Origin of the sequence: Streptomyces sp. NPDC079020 (assembly GCF_044542225.1) — a bacterium.
Classification (GTDB): Bacteria; Actinomycetota; Actinomycetes; order Streptomycetales; family Streptomycetaceae; genus Streptomyces.
On record NZ_JBITUB010000001.1, the window covers coordinates 212330 to 228116 of the forward strand.

Below are 15787 nucleotides of genomic sequence, written 5' to 3' on the forward strand. Positions count from 1 at the left end.
GCACCGGGGTCAGAGCGTGGCGGCCGCGGAGGCGATGGCGGAGGCGAAGGTCGAGACCTCGGTGTAGACGCCGGGGTAGCCCGCGCGTGCGCAGCCCTCGCCCCAGCTGACGATGCCGACCTGGATCCAGGCGCCGGCGTTGTCCTTGCGGAACATCGGGCCGCCGGAGTCGCCCTGGCAGGTGTCGACGCCGCCGGTGTCGATGAGGCCGGCGCACAGCTCCTCACCGGGGACGAGGTCGCTGCCGTACGCGGCCTGGCAGTCGGCGTCGGAGACGTAGGGCACGCTCGCCTTGAGCAGGTAGCGCTGCTGGGCGCCGCCCTCGGTGGCGGCACCCCAGCCGGCGATGGTGAAGTCGCCCTGGTTGTACGCGGTGCTGGTGGCGATCTTCAGCGTCGGCTGGTTGATCGGCTTGGCGAGCTTGATCAGCGCCCAGTCCTTGCCCTTGCCGTTGTAGCCGGGGGCCTGGAGGACCTTGGTGGACTTCACCTTGACGGCGCTGGAGGACTGGAGGTCCACGACTCCGGCGGTGGCGGTGATCGAGGTGTTGTTGCCCGATCCGTCCACGCAGTGGGCGGCGGTGAGGACGATGTCCTTGGCGTAGAGCGCGCCGCCGCAGCCCATGGAGAGCCGGACCATGAAGGGGAACTCACCCTGGGCGGCCCGGGTTCCGCCGACGACGGGGTTGGGGGCGGCGGAGGCGCCGGAGGGCTGGAGGCTGACGGTCGCGAGGGCCACGGCGGCTATGACGGAACATCTTTTCAGCGCGCGCAGAAGCTGCTTCAACGGACTGCCTTCTTTCGTGGGGGGTGCTGAGGGGGGTTGCTGTGAGGGTTGTACGGCGCTGTTGTGGGACATCGCCGTACGGTGCTGCTGTGAGGTGCGTGCTCCGGCCGGAGGGCCGCCATCGAGCATTTTCGGCATGACCCCGACAAGAGTGATCCGATTATCGGGATCCGATCACCGCGGCCACAAGGCACACTTTCCGGCCAAGATCACCAAGGCGCCCTCCCACCCCCGCGTCCGTCCCCCGCGCGTTCCCGCGTCCGCTCCCCCGCCCGCCTCGGCGTCCGCCCGTCCCCGCGCGCTCCCGCACACCCCCCGTCCGTCCGTGCGCGGTCGGCATACAGTGGAGGTCCGTTGAACGTCACGGAGGGGGTTCTGACGTGGCGAACGGCAGTCCGGTCGTCCATGGGTTTCCGCACCTCGACGCCGTCCGGTCCGCGATCACCGCGCTGTACCGGCGCGTCTCGTACGACGGTGTGCACGCCTACGCCACCAGCCTGGCGCCCTCCGACGCCGCTTTCCCGGACCTGGACGACCTGCATCCGGGCGCCCAGCGGGTGGCCGGCGCACTGGTGCGGCATCTGCGCCTCCCGGAGGCCCGCATGATTGTCGGCTTCCGGCGGATGGAGCACGCGGCAAGCGTCGAACTCGCCGCCGGGCCCGAGTACTTCATCGAGCTCAATGACCGATTCCGTACGCATCGCAGGGACATCGGGGCCGCGCTCGCGCACGAGATCACCCATGTACTGCTGCACCGGCTCGGCCTGGAGCTGCCCGGCACCCGCGACAACGAGATCCTCACCGACACCGTCACGACGTACCTCGGTGCGGGCTGGCTGCTGCTCGACGCCTTCCGCGAGGACGCCGTCTCCAGCCAGAAGCTCGGCTACCTCACCCCGGAGGAGTTCGGGTACGTCCTGGCCAAGCGGGCGCTGGCGTTCGGCGAGGACCCCTCACCGTGGTTCACCAGCCCGCAGGCGTACTCCGCGTACACCCGGGGGCGGGCGCGGGCCCTGCGTGATCTGCGGCAGCCTCCGCTGGCAGCGGCCGGGTGGGCGGGCCGCAGGCGGTACGCCAAGGACCGGCGGTACGCCGCGGACCACCCCGGCACGGCCGCGGATCCCGGTCTTCCGTACGCCTTCGAGGGCGGCGGCGGCGAAGCGCTGCGGGTCTCCTTCGCCTGCCCCGGCTGCCACCAGCGCATCCGGGTCCCGGTCCGCGGCCGGGTACGGGCCAGGTGCGGGCTGTGCCGCACGGTCCTGGAGTGCGACACCTGAGCGGACGCCGCGGGCCGGGCACGGGCCCGGCCACCGTAGGGTCGAAGCATGACGGAAGAGCCCATCGGGGACGAACAGAGCCTGTTCGAAGCCTTGTACGTGAGTGAGGACGCCGTCGTACGGGCGCTGCGCGCGGGGGCCGGGGCCGATTCCCGCGACACGGACGGCACGACGGCGCTGTATCTCGCGTCGGTCCAGGACCTGCCGGGAGCGGTACGGCTCCTGCTCGCGGCCGGGGCCGACCCGGACCGGCCGAGCGGCCCCGAAGCGGGCGATCTCCCGCTGTGCGGGGCCTCGTGCGGCGGGCACACCGAGGTGGTGGCGGCCCTGCTGTCCGCCGGGGCACGGCCGGATCTGGCCGAGCAGTTCGGGTTCACGGCGCTGCGCTGGGCGGTGGGGCTCGGCCACGCGCCGATCGTGGAGCTGCTGCTCGCCCATGGCGCCGACCCCCATCTGCCCGGCCCGGAGGGCGAACCCCCGCTGGTGCTCGCGGCCCGGCGCGGATCGGTCCGGACGGTGCGGGCGCTGCTGGAGCACGGGGCGGGGACCTGGGCGGGGGCGGTGGAGTGGGCACTGACCCAGGCGCGGCGGATGCTCGGCGTGGACGTGGAGCAGCAGTTGCTGCGGGGTCTGGAGGAGGCGCACGGCACCGGGTTCGACGCGCTGTCCCGCCGTGACCTCGTAAACGGCGAGGAGACGTTGACGGTGGAACTGCTGCGCGACGGGGTGCCGTTCGCCGGCGCGGACTGCCAGACGGCGCACGAGGAGATCGCGGAGCTGCTGAACGCCGCGAAGTGAGGGGTACGGAGCCGGGTGCGGGCACGCCCCGGGGCCGGAACCACCGGCACCGGGCGCTCCGGCTGCTCAGCCGCCCGCCGGCGCACCGGCTGCTGTGCCACCGGCCGCCGGCACCGGGCGTTCCGGGCTCGCGGACCTCATCGCGCCCCGTACACCGGCCCGACCGGCTCCGCCTCGGCCAGCAGGCGGCGGGCCGCGGCGCCCGCCTCCGCCGGGGACCAGCGTGCGCCCCGGTCCGCGGTGGGCCCGGGGCGCCAGCCCTCCATGACGGTGATCCGGCCCGCCTCGGCCTCGAAGACGCGTCCGGTGACCCCGGCGCTCGCGGCCGAGCCGAGCCACACCACCAGCGGCGACACGTTCTCGGGGGCCATCGCGTCGAAGGCCCCCGGCTCCGGCGCCGCCATCGTCGCGGCGAAGGTCTGCTCGGTCATCCGGGTCCGGGCCGCCGGGGCAAGGGCGTTGACCTGGACTCCGTACCGTCCCAGTTCCTCGGCCGCGACCAGGGTGAGGCCGAGGATCCCGGCTTTCGCGGCGGCGTAGTTGCCCTGCCCGACACTGCCGAGCAGCCCCGCGCCCGAGCTGGTGTTGATCACCCGGGCGACGGGGGTGCGGCCGTCCCTGGACTCGGCCCGCCAGTGGGCCGCCGCGTGCTTCAGGGGCAGGAAGTGGCCCTTGAGGTGGACCCGCAGCACCGCGTCCCAGTCGTCCTCGTCGAGGTTGACCAGCATCCGGTCCCGCAGGAAGCCCGCGTTGTTGACCAGGGTGTCGAACCGGCCGAACGCCTCCAGGGCCGTGGTGACCAGCGAGGACGCGCCCGCGGTCGTGGCGATGTCACCGCGGTGGGCGACGGCCTCACCGCCCGCCGCCACGATCTCGTCGACCACCTGCCGGGCGGGTCCGGCAGCGCCCCCGGCCGCCCCGTCGGCCCCCGTGTCCACTCCCCCGTCGTCCACTCCCCCGTCGTCCGCTCCCCCGTCGCCCGCTCCCCCGTCGCCCGCGAGTCCGACGCCGAGGTCGTTGACGACGACCTTGGCCCCTTCGGCGGCGAAGGCCAGGGCGTGGGCCCGGCCCAGTCCCCGCCCGGCGCCCGTCACGGCGACGACGCGGCCCGCGCAGAGTCCGGCGCTGCTGGTGGTCATCTCGGCTCCCCTGGTTGGCGATGCGGTGGCAGGCTGCTACCTTCCACCTAACAAATGTTTGGTGGAAAGGTAGCTGATCCGCTCATGGGTGTCTCCACCTCACGGCCCGCCGAAGGCGTCCTCGCCGTCACCGCCGACTTCCCGCCCGTCAACGCCCTGCCGGTGCGGGGCTGGTACGACCTGGCCGACGCAGTGCGCGCGGCCGGCCGCGACCCCGGGGTCCGCTGCGTGGTGCTGACCGCGGCGGGGCGCGGCTTCAACGCGGGTGTCGACATCAAGGAGATCCAGCGCGACCCCGGTCAGGACGCCCTGATCGGTGCCAACCGCGGCTGTTTCGAGGCGTTCGCGGCGGTGTACGAGTGCGAGGTGCCGGTCGTCGCCGCGGTGCACGGCTTCTGCCTCGGCGGCGGCATCGGGCTCGTCGGCAACGCCGACGCGATCGTGGCGAGCGAGGACGCCACGTTCGGACTGCCGGAGCTGGACCGCGGCGCGCTCGGTGCGGCCACCCATCTCGCGCGGCTGGTTCCGCAGCATCTGATGCGGACGCTGTACTACACCTCACGCACCGTCACGGCGGCCGAACTGCACGCCCATGGCTCGGTCTGGCGGGTCGTCCCGCGCGACGGGCTGGCCGCGGCGGCGCTGGAGCTGGCCGGGGAGATCGCCCGCAAGGACGGGCATCTCCTGCGGCTCGCCAAGGCCGCCATCAACGGCATCGACCCCGTGGACGTGCGCCGCAGCTACCGCTTCGAGCAGGGCTTCACCTTCGAGGCCGGACTCAGCGGCAGCGCCGGCCGCGTCCGCGACACCTTCGGCAAGGAGGAACGACCGTGACCGACAAGACGATGACGCCCGAGGATGTCGTCTCCCGGCTCCGCAGCGGGATGACGATCGGCATCGGCGGCTGGGGGTCGCGCCGCAAGCCGATGGCGCTCGTGCGCGCCCTGCTCCGGTCGCCGGTCACCGATCTCAAGGTGATCTCCTACGGCGGCCCCGATGTCGGCCTGCTGGCCGCCGCGGGCCGGATCCGCACCCTGGTCGCCGCGTTCGTCACGCTCGACTCGGTCCCCCTCGAACCGCACTTCCGCGCGGCCCGGCAGCAGGGCGCGTTCGAACTGCGGGAGATCGACGAGGCGATGTTCATGTGGGGTCTGCGCGCCGCCGCGAACCGGCTGCCGTTCCTGCCGGTGCGGGCGGGCCTCGGATCCGATGTGATGCGGGTCAACCCCGGTCTGCGTACGGTGACTTCACCGTACGAGGACGGCGAGGAGTTCGTCGCGATGCCGGCCCTGCGGATGGACGCGGCCCTGGTCCATGTCAACCGGGCGGACCGGCTCGGCAACGGCCAGTACCTGGGCCCCGATCCGTACTTCGACGACCTTTTCTGCGAGGCCGCCGACACCGCGTACCTCTCCTGCGAACGGCTCGTGGGGACCGCCGAGCTGACCGACGGTGCCGCTCCACAGACCCTCCTGGTCAAACGGCACTCCGTCACCGGGGTCGTCGAGACGCCGAACGGGGCGCACTTCACCTCCTGCGTGCCCGACCACCCCCGCGACGAGGCGTTCCAGAAGGCGTACGCCGAAGCCGCCGCCGACCCCGGGGCCTGGGCCGCGTTCAGCGAACGCTTCCTGCCCGCGCGGGGCGACGAGAAGAGCTACCAGAGCGCCGTCCGGACCTGGCACGAGGAGCAGATGTGAGCACCGAAGCCGCCGCGGGGACCGTCACCCGGGCCGAGTACTGCGTGATCGCGTGTGCCGAGGCCTGGCGCGGCGACGGTGAGGTGCTGGCCAGTCCGATGGGCCTGATCCCGTCGCTGGGGGCCCGTCTCGCCAAGCGCACCTTCTCCCCCGATCTGCTGCTCACCGACGGCGAGGCGATGATCGTCGGGCTCGACGGCACGGTGGAGGGCTGGCTGCCCTACCGTCAGCATCTGGCCATGGTCACCGGCGGCAAGCGGCACGTGATGATGGGCGCGAGCCAGATCGACCGTTTCGGCAACCAGAACATCTCCTGCGTGGGCGACTGGGAGCGGCCCGCCCGCCAGTTGCTCGGGGTCCGCGGCGCACCGGTCAACACCCTGAACAATCCGGTCAGTTACTGGATCCCCCGGCATTCCCTCCGGGTCTTCGTCGAGCGGGTCGACATGGTCTGCGGAGTCGGTTACGACCGGGCCGCGGCGGCGGGTCCGTCCGCGACGCGCTTCCACCGCATCCCGCGGGTCGTCAGCGATCTCGGGGTCTTCGACTTCGCCACCCCGGACCGTTCCATGCGGCTCGCCTCGGTGCACCCGGGTGTCACCGCCGCGCAGGTCCGCGAGGCCACGGGATTCGCGCTGACGGTCGCGGACGACGTCCCGTACACCCGTGAGCCGACCGCCGGGGAACTCCGGCTGATCCGTGAGGTCATCGACCCCGAGGGCGCCCGTGAGCGCGAGGTGCGGTCCTGATGCGCACGGCCCTCACCGAGCTCGTCGGTGTCCGGTATCCGATCGTGCAGACCGGCATGGGCTGGGTCGCCGGTCCCCGGCTGGTCACCGCCACCGCGCGGGCGGGCGCGCTGGGGATCCTGGCCTCCGCGACGATGACGGCGGACCAGCTGCGCGCGGCGGTCCGGGAGGTCAGGTCGCGCACCGACGCGCCGTTCGGCGTGAATCTGCGGGCGGACGCGGGGGACGCCCGCGAGCGGGTACGGATCATCATCGACGAAGGGGTCCGGGTGGCGTCGTTCGCGCTGGCCCCGTCGAGGGAGCTGATCGCCGAGCTGAAGGACGCGGGGGTGGTGGTCGTCCCGTCGATCGGTGCCCGGCGCCATGCGGAGAAGGTCGCGGCGTGGGGTGCGGACGCGGTGATCGTGCAGGGGGGCGAGGGCGGCGGGCACACCGGGGAGGTGGCGACGACGGTCCTGCTGCCCCAGGTCGTCGACGCGGTGGACATCCCGGTGGTCGCGGCGGGCGGCTTCCACGACGGCCGGGGGCTGGTCGCGGCGCTTGCGTACGGGGCGGCGGGCATCGCGATGGGGACCCGGTTCCTGCTGACGTCGGACTCGACCGTCCCGGACGCGGTGAAGGCGCGGTATGTGGCCGCGGGTGTCAAGGACATCACGGTCACCACGGCGGTGGACGGGCTCCCGCACCGGATGCTGCGGACCGACATGGTGGCGGCCCTGGAGCGGGCGGGGCGTGTGCGGGCGCTGGCGCAGGCGGTGCGCCGGGCATCGGGCTTCCGGCGGATCTCCGGGCTGAGCTGGCCCCGGATGCTGCGCGAGGGGCTGGCGGCGAAGCACGGGAAGGATCTGACCTGGAGCCAGATGCTGCTGGCCGCGAACACGCCGATGCTGCTGAAGGCGTCCATGGTGGACGGCCGCACGGACCTCGGGATCATGGCCTCGGGCCAGGTGGCGGGCCTGATCGAGGACCTGCCGAGCGTGGCGGAACTGGTGGAACGGATCATGGGCGAGGCCCGGGAGGCCCGCGCGGCGCTGCCGTAGGGGTACGGAGAGGGGCGGGGCCGGGGCGGCAGCCCCGAAAGGTCTGCGCCCGGTCCCCGCCCCGTACGGCTGCCGGCTAGGCGGCCCGGCGGCCCCGCGCCGGAGCGCCGCTGCGGCCGGTACCGGTACGGCCCGAACCGGTACGGCCGGTTCCGGCGCCACGGGACTCGCCGCCCGAACGCGCGCCACCGCCGCCGTTGCCGCCACCGCCGCGTACGGAACCGGTCGCGGCACCGCGGGACTCACCGCCGCCTCCCGCGCCCTGCGCACCACCGGCGCCGCCACCGCGGCGACCGCGGCCCCGGCTGCCCGAGCGGAAGCCGCCGCCGTTGCCCTGGCCCGCCGCCCCGCCCGTCCGCGTGCGCGGCTTGGGCTGGGTGGGCTGGGGGACCTCGACGACGACCGCGACACCGGAGGGCTCGCGCGCGCCGGTGATCCGGCTGAGCTCCTCGTCGCTCGACTTGATGCGGGTGGTGCGCGGGGCGATGCCCGCGTCCTGCATCAGCCGGGTCATCTCCCGCTTCTCCTCGGGCAGCACCAGCGTGACGACGCTGCCGGACTCCCCGGCGCGCGCCGTGCGCCCGCCGCGGTGGAGGTAGTCCTTGTGGTCGGTGGGCGGGTCCACGTTGACGACGAGGTCGAGGTCGTCGACGTGGATGCCGCGGGCCGCCACATTGGTCGCGACGAGCGCGGTGACCTGGCCGTTCTTGAACTGGTCCAGGGTCCTGTTGCGCTGCGGCTGGGACCGGCCGCCGTGCAGGGCGGCTGCCCGTACACCGCTGGCGAGCAGCCGCTTGGCGAAACGGTCGGCGGCGCGCTTGGTGTCGACGAACATGATCACCCGGCCCTCGCGGGCGGCGATCTTCGTGGCGACGGCCTTCTTGTCCGTCTCGTCGGCGACGTGGAGCACATGGTGCTCCATGGTGGTGACCGCGCCGGCGGACGGGTCGACGGAGTGCACGACCGGGTCGGTGAGGAACATCTTGACCAGCCGGTCGATGTTCTTGTCGAGGGTCGCGGAGAACAGCATCCGCTGTCCGTCCGGCTCGACCTGCTTGAGCAGCGCGACGACCTGCGGCATGAAACCCATGTCGGCCATCTGGTCGGCCTCGTCGAGGACGGTGATGGCGACCTGGTCGAGGCGGCAGTCGCCGCGCTCGATGAGGTCCTTGAGCCGGCCGGGCGTGGCGACGAGGACCTCGGCACCCCGGCGCAGCGTGCCGGACTGCTTGCTGATCGACATGCCGCCGACGACGGTGGCGAGCCGCAGGTTCACGGAGGTCGCGTACGGGGTGAGGGCGTCGGTGACCTGCTGGGCGAGCTCGCGGGTCGGGACCAGGACGAGTGCCAGCGGGGCGTGGGGCTCGGAGCGGCGTCCGGCGGTGCGGGCGAGCAGCGCCAGGCCGAAGGCGAGCGTCTTGCCGGAGCCGGTGCGGCCGCGGCCGAGGATGTCCCGGCCGGCCAGCGAGTTCGGCAGGGTGGCGCCCTGGATGGGGAAGGGCTCGGTGACGCCCTGCGCGGTGAGGGTCTTCAGCAGTGCCGCCGGCATGTCCAGCTCGGCGAACGCCTCGACCGCGGGCAGCGCGGGGGTCATGGTCTCCGGCAGGGCGAATTCGCCCTGGGGCGGTGTGGCGCGGCGGCGGGCGGGTGCCTTGCCGGAGCCGCGGCCGGAGCCCTTGGCGTCTCGCTGCGCAGGGGCCGGGCCCCGTCCCCTGGTCGGTCGGGTGCGGGCCGGTCGGTCCTGGCGTTCGAAGCGGGTCATACGGAATTGCCCTCCTGGGGGATTCCTGGGGTTACTGCGGGACTGACCGGCGGGACTGCTTGATGTGCGCCCCAGGATGCAGCACAAAGCAGGGTGTCCCCCGGACAGCACAAACCGGGGCCCGCACCTTCACGGTGCGGGCCCCGGTTGCGAGGTACGCGTCCGGCAATTAGGCCGGGACGATGTTCTCCGCCTGCGGGCCCTTCTGGCCCTGCGTGACGTCGAAGGAGACCTTCTGGCCCTCCTGGAGCTCACGGAAGCCCTGGGTGGCGATGTTGGAGTAGTGGGCGAAGACGTCGGCGCCGCCGCCGTCCTGCTCGATGAAGCCGAAGCCCTTTTCCGAGTTGAACCACTTCACGGTTCCAGTAGCCATGTCAATCTCCTAAAAGAGGTGCAGTGCCGGAAATTCGCACTTTACGAATTCCAAGTCGCCGCATTGAGCCCCACCCGGAGAAAGCCGGAAAACAATAAAGCGCCTGAGGAAGCATTCCCGTCAGGCGCACATAAAGTTCATGGGTACCAAAACTGCAACTGGACCACCGTAGCACGTCCTGTCGCCCGGCGGCGGATCGCGTCCTGCCGCCGGGCGGGGAACGTCGCTGACCAGGAGGGGTCCGGGGCCGTTTCCGGGCGGTTTCCGGGGCGGTGTCCGGAGTGTGTCCGAGTGCCGCCCCGGAGCGTTGGACGCCCGTTGTCCCAAGGTTCCCCGGCTGTTTTCCCCCGGCTCCGGGACCGGGCGTCAGAGCCGTTCGATGATGGTGACGTTCGCCTGGCCGCCGCCTTCGCACATCGTCTGGAGGCCGTAGCGGCCGCCGGTGCGTTCCAGTTCGTGGAGAAGGGTCGTCATCAGTTTGACGCCGGTCGCGCCGAGCGGGTGCCCGAGGGCGATCGCCCCGCCGTTCACATTGACCTTTTCCGGGTCCGCGCCGGTCTCCTTCAGCCAGGCCAGGACGACCGGCGCGAAGGCTTCGTTGATCTCCACGAGGTCGATGTCGTCGAGGGTGAGGCCGGTCTTCTTCAGTGCGTGGGCGGTGGCCGGGATAGGGGCGGACAGCATCCGGATCGGGTCCTCGCCGCGTACGGAGAGATGGTGGATGCGGGCGCGCGGGGTGAGGCCGTGCTCGGCGACGGCCCGTTCGGAGGCGATCAGCAGGGCGGCGGCGGCGTCGGAGACCTGCGAGGAGCAGGCGGCGGTGATCGTGCCGCCGTCCACGACGGGCCTGAGCGCGGCCATCTTCTCCAGGGTGGTGTCGCGGCGCGGCCCCTCGTCGACGGTGACCTCCCCGTAGGCGACGGTTTCGCGGGCGAAGCGGCCCTCGTCGATGGCCCGGACCGCCCGCCGGTGGGAGCGCAGGGCGAACTCCTCCATGTCGCGGCGGCCGATGCCCCACTTCGCGGCGATGAGTTCGGCGCCGTGGAACTGGTTGACGGGTGCGTCGCCGTACCGGGCGCGCCAGCCCTCGCTGCCCGCGTAGGGGCCTTGGGTGAGGCCGAGGGGTTCGGCGGCCTGCCGGGAGGCGAACGCGATCGGGATCTGCGTCATGCTCTGGGTGCCGCCGGCGACGACCAGGTCCTGGGTGCCGGAGAGAACGCCCTGGGCGGCGAAGTGGACGGCCTGCTGGGAGGAGCCGCACTGGCGGTCGATGGTGACGCCGGGAACCTCTTCGGGGAGTCCGGCCGCGAGCCAGGAGGTGCGGGCGATGTCTCCGGCCTGCGGCCCGACGGTGTCGAGGCAGCCGAAGACGACGTCCTCGACGGCCGCCGGGTCGATGCCGCTGCGGGCGACCAGGGCCTTGAGGACATGGGCGCCGAGGTCGGCGGGGTGGACGGCTCCGAGGCCCCCTTTGCGCCTGCCGACGGGGGTGCGTACCGCTTCGACGATGTAGGCCTCGGCCATGACTGCTGCTCCTTGGGTGGTCAGTGACGCAGGGCGATCCCGTCGAGCACCATCGAGAGGTACTGGCGGGCGATCTCCTCGGGGCTGTGCTGTCCGCCGGGCCGGTACCAGGACGCGGCGACCCAGACGGTGTCGCGGACGAACCGGTAGGTGAGCCGGATGTCGAGGTCGTCGCGGAAGGACCGGTCGGCGACGCCGCGCTCCAGCGTGCCGAGCCAGGCCTTCTCGAACTTCTGCTGCGAGTCGATGAGGTACTGGAAGCGGGGCTGGGTGGCGAGGTGCTTGGACTCCTTCTGGTAGATGGCGACGGCGGCCCGGTGCCGGTCGATCTCCCGGAAGGACTCGGTGACGAGTGCCTCGATGGATTCCCTGGGGCTGAGACCGGCCTCCAGTACCGCGTCGTACCCCTCCCAGAGTTCGCCGAGGAAGGTGGAGAGGATCTCGTCGACCATCGATTCCTTGGAATCGAAGTGGTAGTAGAGGCTGCCCGCGAGCATCCCGGCCTCGTCCGCGATCCGGCGGACGGTGGTGGCGTTGTATCCCTGCGCGGCGAAGACCTCCGCGGCGGTGGCGAGCAGTTCACGGCGCCGCTCGGGCGAGGGGGTCACCTGGGGCTTCTTCTTGGTAGGCACCCGTCCATTGTCCGCCCGCCCGCCGTCCGGCCCGCCCGTGCGCGCGGGCCCGCGGCGGTCTCACGCATGCTGGCTGCTCACGGAGACGACCTCGCCGGTCATGTAGGAGGAGTAGCCGCTGGCGAGGAAGACGATGACGTTGGCGACCTCCCAGGGTTCGGCGTACCGGCCGAAGGCCTCCTTCGCGGTGAGTTCGGCGAGGAGTTCCTCGGAGGTGACCTTCGCCAGGTGCGGGTGCATGGCGAGGCTGGGGGCGACCGCGTTGACCCGCACGCCGTACGCGGCGGCCTCGACGGCCGCGCAGCGGGTGAGTGCCATGACGCCGGCCTTGGCGGCGGCGTAGTGGGCCTGGCCGCTCTGGGCGCGCCAGCCGATGACGGAGGCGTTGTTGATGACGACGCCTCCGCCGCCCGCGGCCTTGAGGGAGCGCAGGGCGGTGCGGGTGCAGCGGAAGGTGCCGTTGAGGGTGACGTCGAGGACCTTGGTCCACTGTTCGTCGGTCATCTCGGTGAGTTCGGCGGTGCCGCCGAGGCCGGCGTTGTTGACGACGATATCGAGGCCGCCGTGGGCCTGTTCGGCATGGGCGAAGAGGGCCCGGACCTGGGTCTCGTCGGTGACGTCGCAGGGCAGGGAGGTGACGCGGTCGGCGCCGAACTCCTCGGCGAGGGCCCGTTCGGTCTCCTTGAGGCGGCGGGCGTGGGCGTCGCCGATGACGACGCGGGCGCCCTCCTCCAGGAGCCGGCGGGCGGTGGCTCCGCCGATCCCGGCCCCGGCGGCCGCGGTCACGACGGCGCCTCGGGAGGCCAGCAGTCCGTGGCCCGGTAGGTACTGCGGTGCGTTCACGCCCTGCCCCCTCCGCTCGGCGGCAGCGGGGCCAGGGGCTGTGTGACACATCCTCTAGCCGGTGCCGGTGCGCGTACATTAACCTACCAAACACTTGTTAGGGAAGGATGAGCCGATGCCCGATCCGACACCCGGCGCCACGCCCGATCCGACGCCCGGCCCGCCGTCCATCGGTGAGGGCGGGCCCGTGCTGTACGAGCGCCGGGGCCCCGTCGCGTACCTCACGCTGAACCGGCCCCGCTACCGCAACGCCCAGAACTCCGCGATGACCTACGCGCTGGACGCCGCCTTCTACCGCGCGGCCGAGGACGGCGAGGTCAAGGTGGTCGTGCTGGCCGGGGCCGGGGACCACTTCTCGGCGGGCCATGACATCGGCACCCCGCAGCGCGACGCGCATCTGCCCTTCGAACGCCGGGCCGGGCTCTGGTGGGACCACAGCGACAAGACGGGCGCGGAGAGCCGCTTCGCCCGGGAGTCGGAGGTCTACCTCGGGATGTGCCGGCGCTGGCGCGAGCTGCCGAAACCCGTCGTCGCCTCCGTGCACGGGGCGTGCGTGGCGGGCGGGCTGATGCTGGCGTGGATCTGCGATCTGATCGTGGCGAGCGAGGACGCGTTCTTCGCCGATCCGGTGGTGCGGATGGGCATCCCGGGTGTCGAGTACTTCGCGCACCCCTGGGTGATGCCGCCCCGGATCGCCAAGGAGTTCCTGTTCACCGGAGACCGGATGAGTGCCCGGCGGGCGTACGAGGTCGGCATGGTCAACCGGGTCGTGGAGCGGGCCGAACTCGCTGAACGCACCACGGAACTGGCCCTGCGCATCGCCGCGATGCCGCGCCTGGGGCTGGCGCTCACCAAGCGCGCGGTGAATCAGGCGGAGGATCTCCAGGGGCTGCACACCGGCCTGGACTCGGTGTTCGGGCTGCATCACCTCGCCCACGCCCACAACGCCGAGACGGCCGCGGACTCCCTGGGCGGTATGGACATCGCCTCGATGAAGAAGGCGGGTGCGTGATGGATCTGGCGCACTCGGCGCAGACGGACGCCGTCCGGGCCGAGGCACGGGCCTGGCTGCGGGCCAACGTACCGGCCACGCCGCTGCCGTCGCTGGAGACGGCGGAGGGGTTCGCCGCGCACCGGGAGTGGGAGGCACGGCTGCACGCGGACCGCTGGTCGGTGGTCTCCTGGCCCGGCCGGTTCGGTGGCCGCGACACGGACATCTTCGGCTGGCTGGCCTTCGAGGAGGAGTACTACGCGGCCGGAGCGCCCGGCCGGGTCTCGCAGAACGGCATCAATCTGCTCGCCCCGACGCTCTTCGACCACGCGACCGAGGAGCAGCGGGCCCGGGTGCTGCCCCCGATGGCGAGCGGCGAGGTGATCTGGGCCCAGGCCTGGTCCGAACCGGAGGCGGGCTCCGACCTGGCGTCGCTGCGCTCGCGTGCGGTGCGCACCGACGGCGGGTGGCTGCTGTCGGGACAGAAGACCTGGTCCTCGCGGGCGGCGTTCGCGGACCGGGCGTTCGGCGTCTTCCGGACGGATCCCGGGGCCGCGAAGCCGCATCAGGGGCTGACGTATCTGATGTTCGACCTGTCGGCGCCGGGTGTCTCGGTGCGGCCGATCGGGCGGCTCGACGGGAAGCCGGCGTTCGCCGAACTGTTCCTGGACGAGGTCTTCGTACCGGACGCGGACATCATCGGGGAGCCCGGCCAGGGCTGGCGTATCGCCATGTCGGCGACGGGGAACGAGCGCGGGCTCACGCTCCGCTCCCCCGGGCGTTTCCTCGCGGCGGCGGACCGGCTGGCCGGACTGTGGCGTACGCGGGGCGACGCCTCGGACACGGCGCTGCGGGACCGGGTGGCCGACGCGGTGATCGGGGCGCGGGCCTATCAGCTGTTCACCTGCGCGGGCGCGGCGCGCTTCGCGGCGGGCGGGGCCATCGGCGCGGAGTCGAGCCTGAACAAGGTGTTCTGGTCGGAGTACGACATCGCGCTGCACGAGACCGCGCTCGATCTGCTGGGCCCGGACGCGGAGCTCGCGGAGTCCGAGTGGGCCGAGGGGTACGTCTTCTCCCTGGCCGGCCCGATCTACGCCGGTACGAACGAGATCCAGCGGGACATCATCGCCGAGCGGCTGCTCGGCCTGCCGAAGGGACGGCGCTGATGCCTTTCCTCCTCGACGGGGAGCAGCGGGAGTTCGCCCGTTCGCTGGACGCGATGCTGAGCGCCTCGGACACCCCGTCGGCGGTACGGGCGTGGGGCGCCGGGGACCACGCCCCGGGCAGAGCCCTGTGGGCCCGGCTCGCCCATGCCGGGGTGTTCGCTCTCGCGGTCCCCCCGGCGCACGGGGGCGTGGGGCTCCTCCCGGTCGAACTCGCCCTCTCCTTCGTGGAGTTGGGGCGGCACGCGGTGCCGGGTCCGGTGGTGGAGTCGGTGGCGGCCGCGGTGCTGCTGGGCGCGGTGGGAGGTCCGGCGGCGAAGGAGTGGCTGCCCCGGCTGGCCTCCGGGGAGGCGTCGGCGAGCCTGCGGCTGGACGGGTACGGGCCGTACGCCCTGGACGCGGACGCGGTGGACGCGGTGTTCGTGGTCGACGGGGAGGTGCTGCGGCTCGCGCCGGGGCCCGGCGAGCCGCGTGCCTCGGCGGACCCGGCGCGGCGGCTGTTCGTCCCGGAGGAGGGCGGCACGGTGCTCGCCGCCGGGCCCCGGGTGGTGGCGGGGGCACGGGCGGCGGGCGACTGGGCGGCGTTCGCGACGGCGGCCCAGGCCCTGGGAACCGGGGAGGAGCTGCTGCGCTCCACGGTCGGGTACGTCAAGCAGCGCACGCAGTTCTCGGTGCCCATCGGGTCCTTCCAGGCCGTCAAGCACCGGCTGGCGGACACCCTGCTGGGGCTGGAGTTCGCCCGTCCGGCGCTGTACGGGGCGGCGGTGTCGCTGGCGGAGGGCTCCGCGCGGGCCGGGGCGGACATCGCGGCGGCGAAGGTGCTGGCGGGCGAGGCGGGGTACGCGGCGGCCCGCACCGCGCTCCAGCTGCACGGTGCCGTGGGGTACACGCAGGAGCTGGACCTGTCGCTGTGGCTGCGCAAGGCGCGGCCGCTGCGGGACGCGTGGGGGACTCCGGGGGCGTGCCGGGAGCGGGTGCTCGCCGGATAGCGGGGGCCCGGCGCGGCAGCG

General features: G+C 72.9%; 16 protein-coding genes. 9 read left to right on the forward strand and 7 right to left on the reverse strand.

Going from position 1 to position 15787, the window contains the following annotated elements; translation table 11 throughout:
* Positions 1-9: 9 nt before the first annotated feature.
* On the reverse strand, positions 10-786 hold the full coding sequence (locus ACIGJO_RS00990) for a S1 family peptidase (RefSeq protein ID WP_399950107.1): 777 nt from the start codon (positions 784-786) through the stop codon (positions 10-12).
* A 380-nt stretch (positions 787-1166) separates the two neighbouring features.
* On the opposite strand from ACIGJO_RS00990, the gene ACIGJO_RS00995 reads away from it, so the two are divergent.
* Positions 1167-2063 carry a hypothetical protein gene (locus tag ACIGJO_RS00995; RefSeq protein ID WP_399950110.1) on the forward strand — a complete coding sequence of 299 codons (897 nt, stop codon included), beginning with the start codon at positions 1167-1169 and terminating at the stop codon, positions 2061-2063.
* A 48-nt stretch (positions 2064-2111) separates the two neighbouring features.
* Positions 2112-2861 (forward strand): ankyrin repeat domain-containing protein, encoded by a 750-nt coding sequence (locus tag ACIGJO_RS01000; RefSeq protein WP_399950113.1) that lies wholly within the window; start codon positions 2112-2114, stop codon positions 2859-2861.
* Positions 2862-2998: 137 nt separating this feature from the next.
* Here ACIGJO_RS01000 and ACIGJO_RS01005 read toward each other — a convergent pair whose 3' ends face one another.
* On the reverse strand, positions 2999-4000 hold the full coding sequence (locus ACIGJO_RS01005) for an SDR family oxidoreductase (RefSeq protein WP_399950116.1): 1002 nt from the start codon (positions 3998-4000) through the stop codon (positions 2999-3001).
* 84 nt (positions 4001-4084) lie between these two features.
* On the opposite strand from ACIGJO_RS01005, the gene ACIGJO_RS01010 reads away from it, so the two are divergent.
* Genes ACIGJO_RS01010 through ACIGJO_RS01025 form a run of 4 tightly spaced genes read left to right on the forward strand, consistent with a single transcriptional unit; the run spans position 4085 to position 7489 of the window.
* Positions 4085-4834, forward strand: coding sequence for an enoyl-CoA hydratase family protein (locus ACIGJO_RS01010; protein ID WP_399950119.1), 750 nt, complete (start codon positions 4085-4087; stop codon positions 4832-4834).
* Positions 4835-4845: 11 nt separating this feature from the next.
* Complete coding sequence (locus tag ACIGJO_RS01015; protein WP_399951656.1) at positions 4846-5700, forward strand: CoA transferase subunit A; 855 nt, start codon at positions 4846-4848, stop codon at positions 5698-5700.
* A complete protein-coding gene (locus tag ACIGJO_RS01020; protein ID WP_399950122.1) occupies positions 5697-6449 on the forward strand; it encodes a CoA-transferase subunit beta in 753 nt (250 codons plus the stop codon). Before ACIGJO_RS01015 ends, ACIGJO_RS01020 begins: the two co-directional genes overlap by 4 nt.
* A complete protein-coding gene (locus tag ACIGJO_RS01025; protein WP_399950125.1) occupies positions 6449-7489 on the forward strand; it encodes an NAD(P)H-dependent flavin oxidoreductase in 1041 nt (346 codons plus the stop codon). Before ACIGJO_RS01020 ends, ACIGJO_RS01025 begins: the two co-directional genes overlap by 1 nt.
* A gap of 76 nt (positions 7490-7565) precedes the next feature.
* Here ACIGJO_RS01025 and ACIGJO_RS01030 read toward each other — a convergent pair whose 3' ends face one another.
* From ACIGJO_RS01030 to ACIGJO_RS01050, 5 genes are all read right to left on the reverse strand, one after another.
* Positions 7566-9251 (reverse strand): DEAD/DEAH box helicase, encoded by a 1686-nt coding sequence (locus ACIGJO_RS01030; RefSeq protein WP_399950128.1) that lies wholly within the window; start codon positions 9249-9251, stop codon positions 7566-7568.
* 169 nt (positions 9252-9420) lie between these two features.
* Positions 9421-9624, reverse strand: a complete 204-nt coding sequence (locus tag ACIGJO_RS01035) for a cold-shock protein (RefSeq protein ID WP_015607926.1) — start codon at positions 9622-9624, stop codon at positions 9421-9423.
* Between the two features lie 366 nt (positions 9625-9990).
* Positions 9991-11148 carry an acetyl-CoA C-acetyltransferase gene (locus ACIGJO_RS01040; RefSeq protein WP_399950131.1) on the reverse strand — a complete coding sequence of 386 codons (1158 nt, stop codon included), beginning with the start codon at positions 11146-11148 and terminating at the stop codon, positions 9991-9993.
* A 20-nt stretch (positions 11149-11168) separates the two neighbouring features.
* On the reverse strand, positions 11169-11780 hold the full coding sequence (locus tag ACIGJO_RS01045; RefSeq protein WP_399950134.1) for a TetR/AcrR family transcriptional regulator: 612 nt from the start codon (positions 11778-11780) through the stop codon (positions 11169-11171).
* Between the two features lie 60 nt (positions 11781-11840).
* Positions 11841-12623 carry an SDR family oxidoreductase gene (locus tag ACIGJO_RS01050; RefSeq protein WP_399950137.1) on the reverse strand — a complete coding sequence of 261 codons (783 nt, stop codon included), beginning with the start codon at positions 12621-12623 and terminating at the stop codon, positions 11841-11843.
* 115 nt (positions 12624-12738) lie between these two features.
* Between ACIGJO_RS01050 and ACIGJO_RS01055 the strand changes: the two genes are divergently transcribed.
* From ACIGJO_RS01055 to ACIGJO_RS01065, 3 genes are read left to right on the forward strand one after another with little or no spacing between them, the layout of a single operon-like run.
* Positions 12739-13635: an enoyl-CoA hydratase gene (locus ACIGJO_RS01055; RefSeq protein ID WP_399950140.1), complete on the forward strand. Its 897-nt coding sequence runs from the start codon at positions 12739-12741 to the stop codon at positions 13633-13635.
* Positions 13635-14780, forward strand: coding sequence for an acyl-CoA dehydrogenase family protein (locus ACIGJO_RS01060; protein ID WP_399950143.1), 1146 nt, complete (start codon positions 13635-13637; stop codon positions 14778-14780). The genes ACIGJO_RS01055 and ACIGJO_RS01060 overlap by 1 nt, the downstream gene beginning before the upstream one ends.
* Positions 14780-15766, forward strand: a complete 987-nt coding sequence (locus tag ACIGJO_RS01065; protein WP_399950146.1) for an acyl-CoA dehydrogenase family protein — start codon at positions 14780-14782, stop codon at positions 15764-15766. Before ACIGJO_RS01060 ends, ACIGJO_RS01065 begins: the two co-directional genes overlap by 1 nt.
* Positions 15767-15787: the final 21 nt, after the last annotated feature.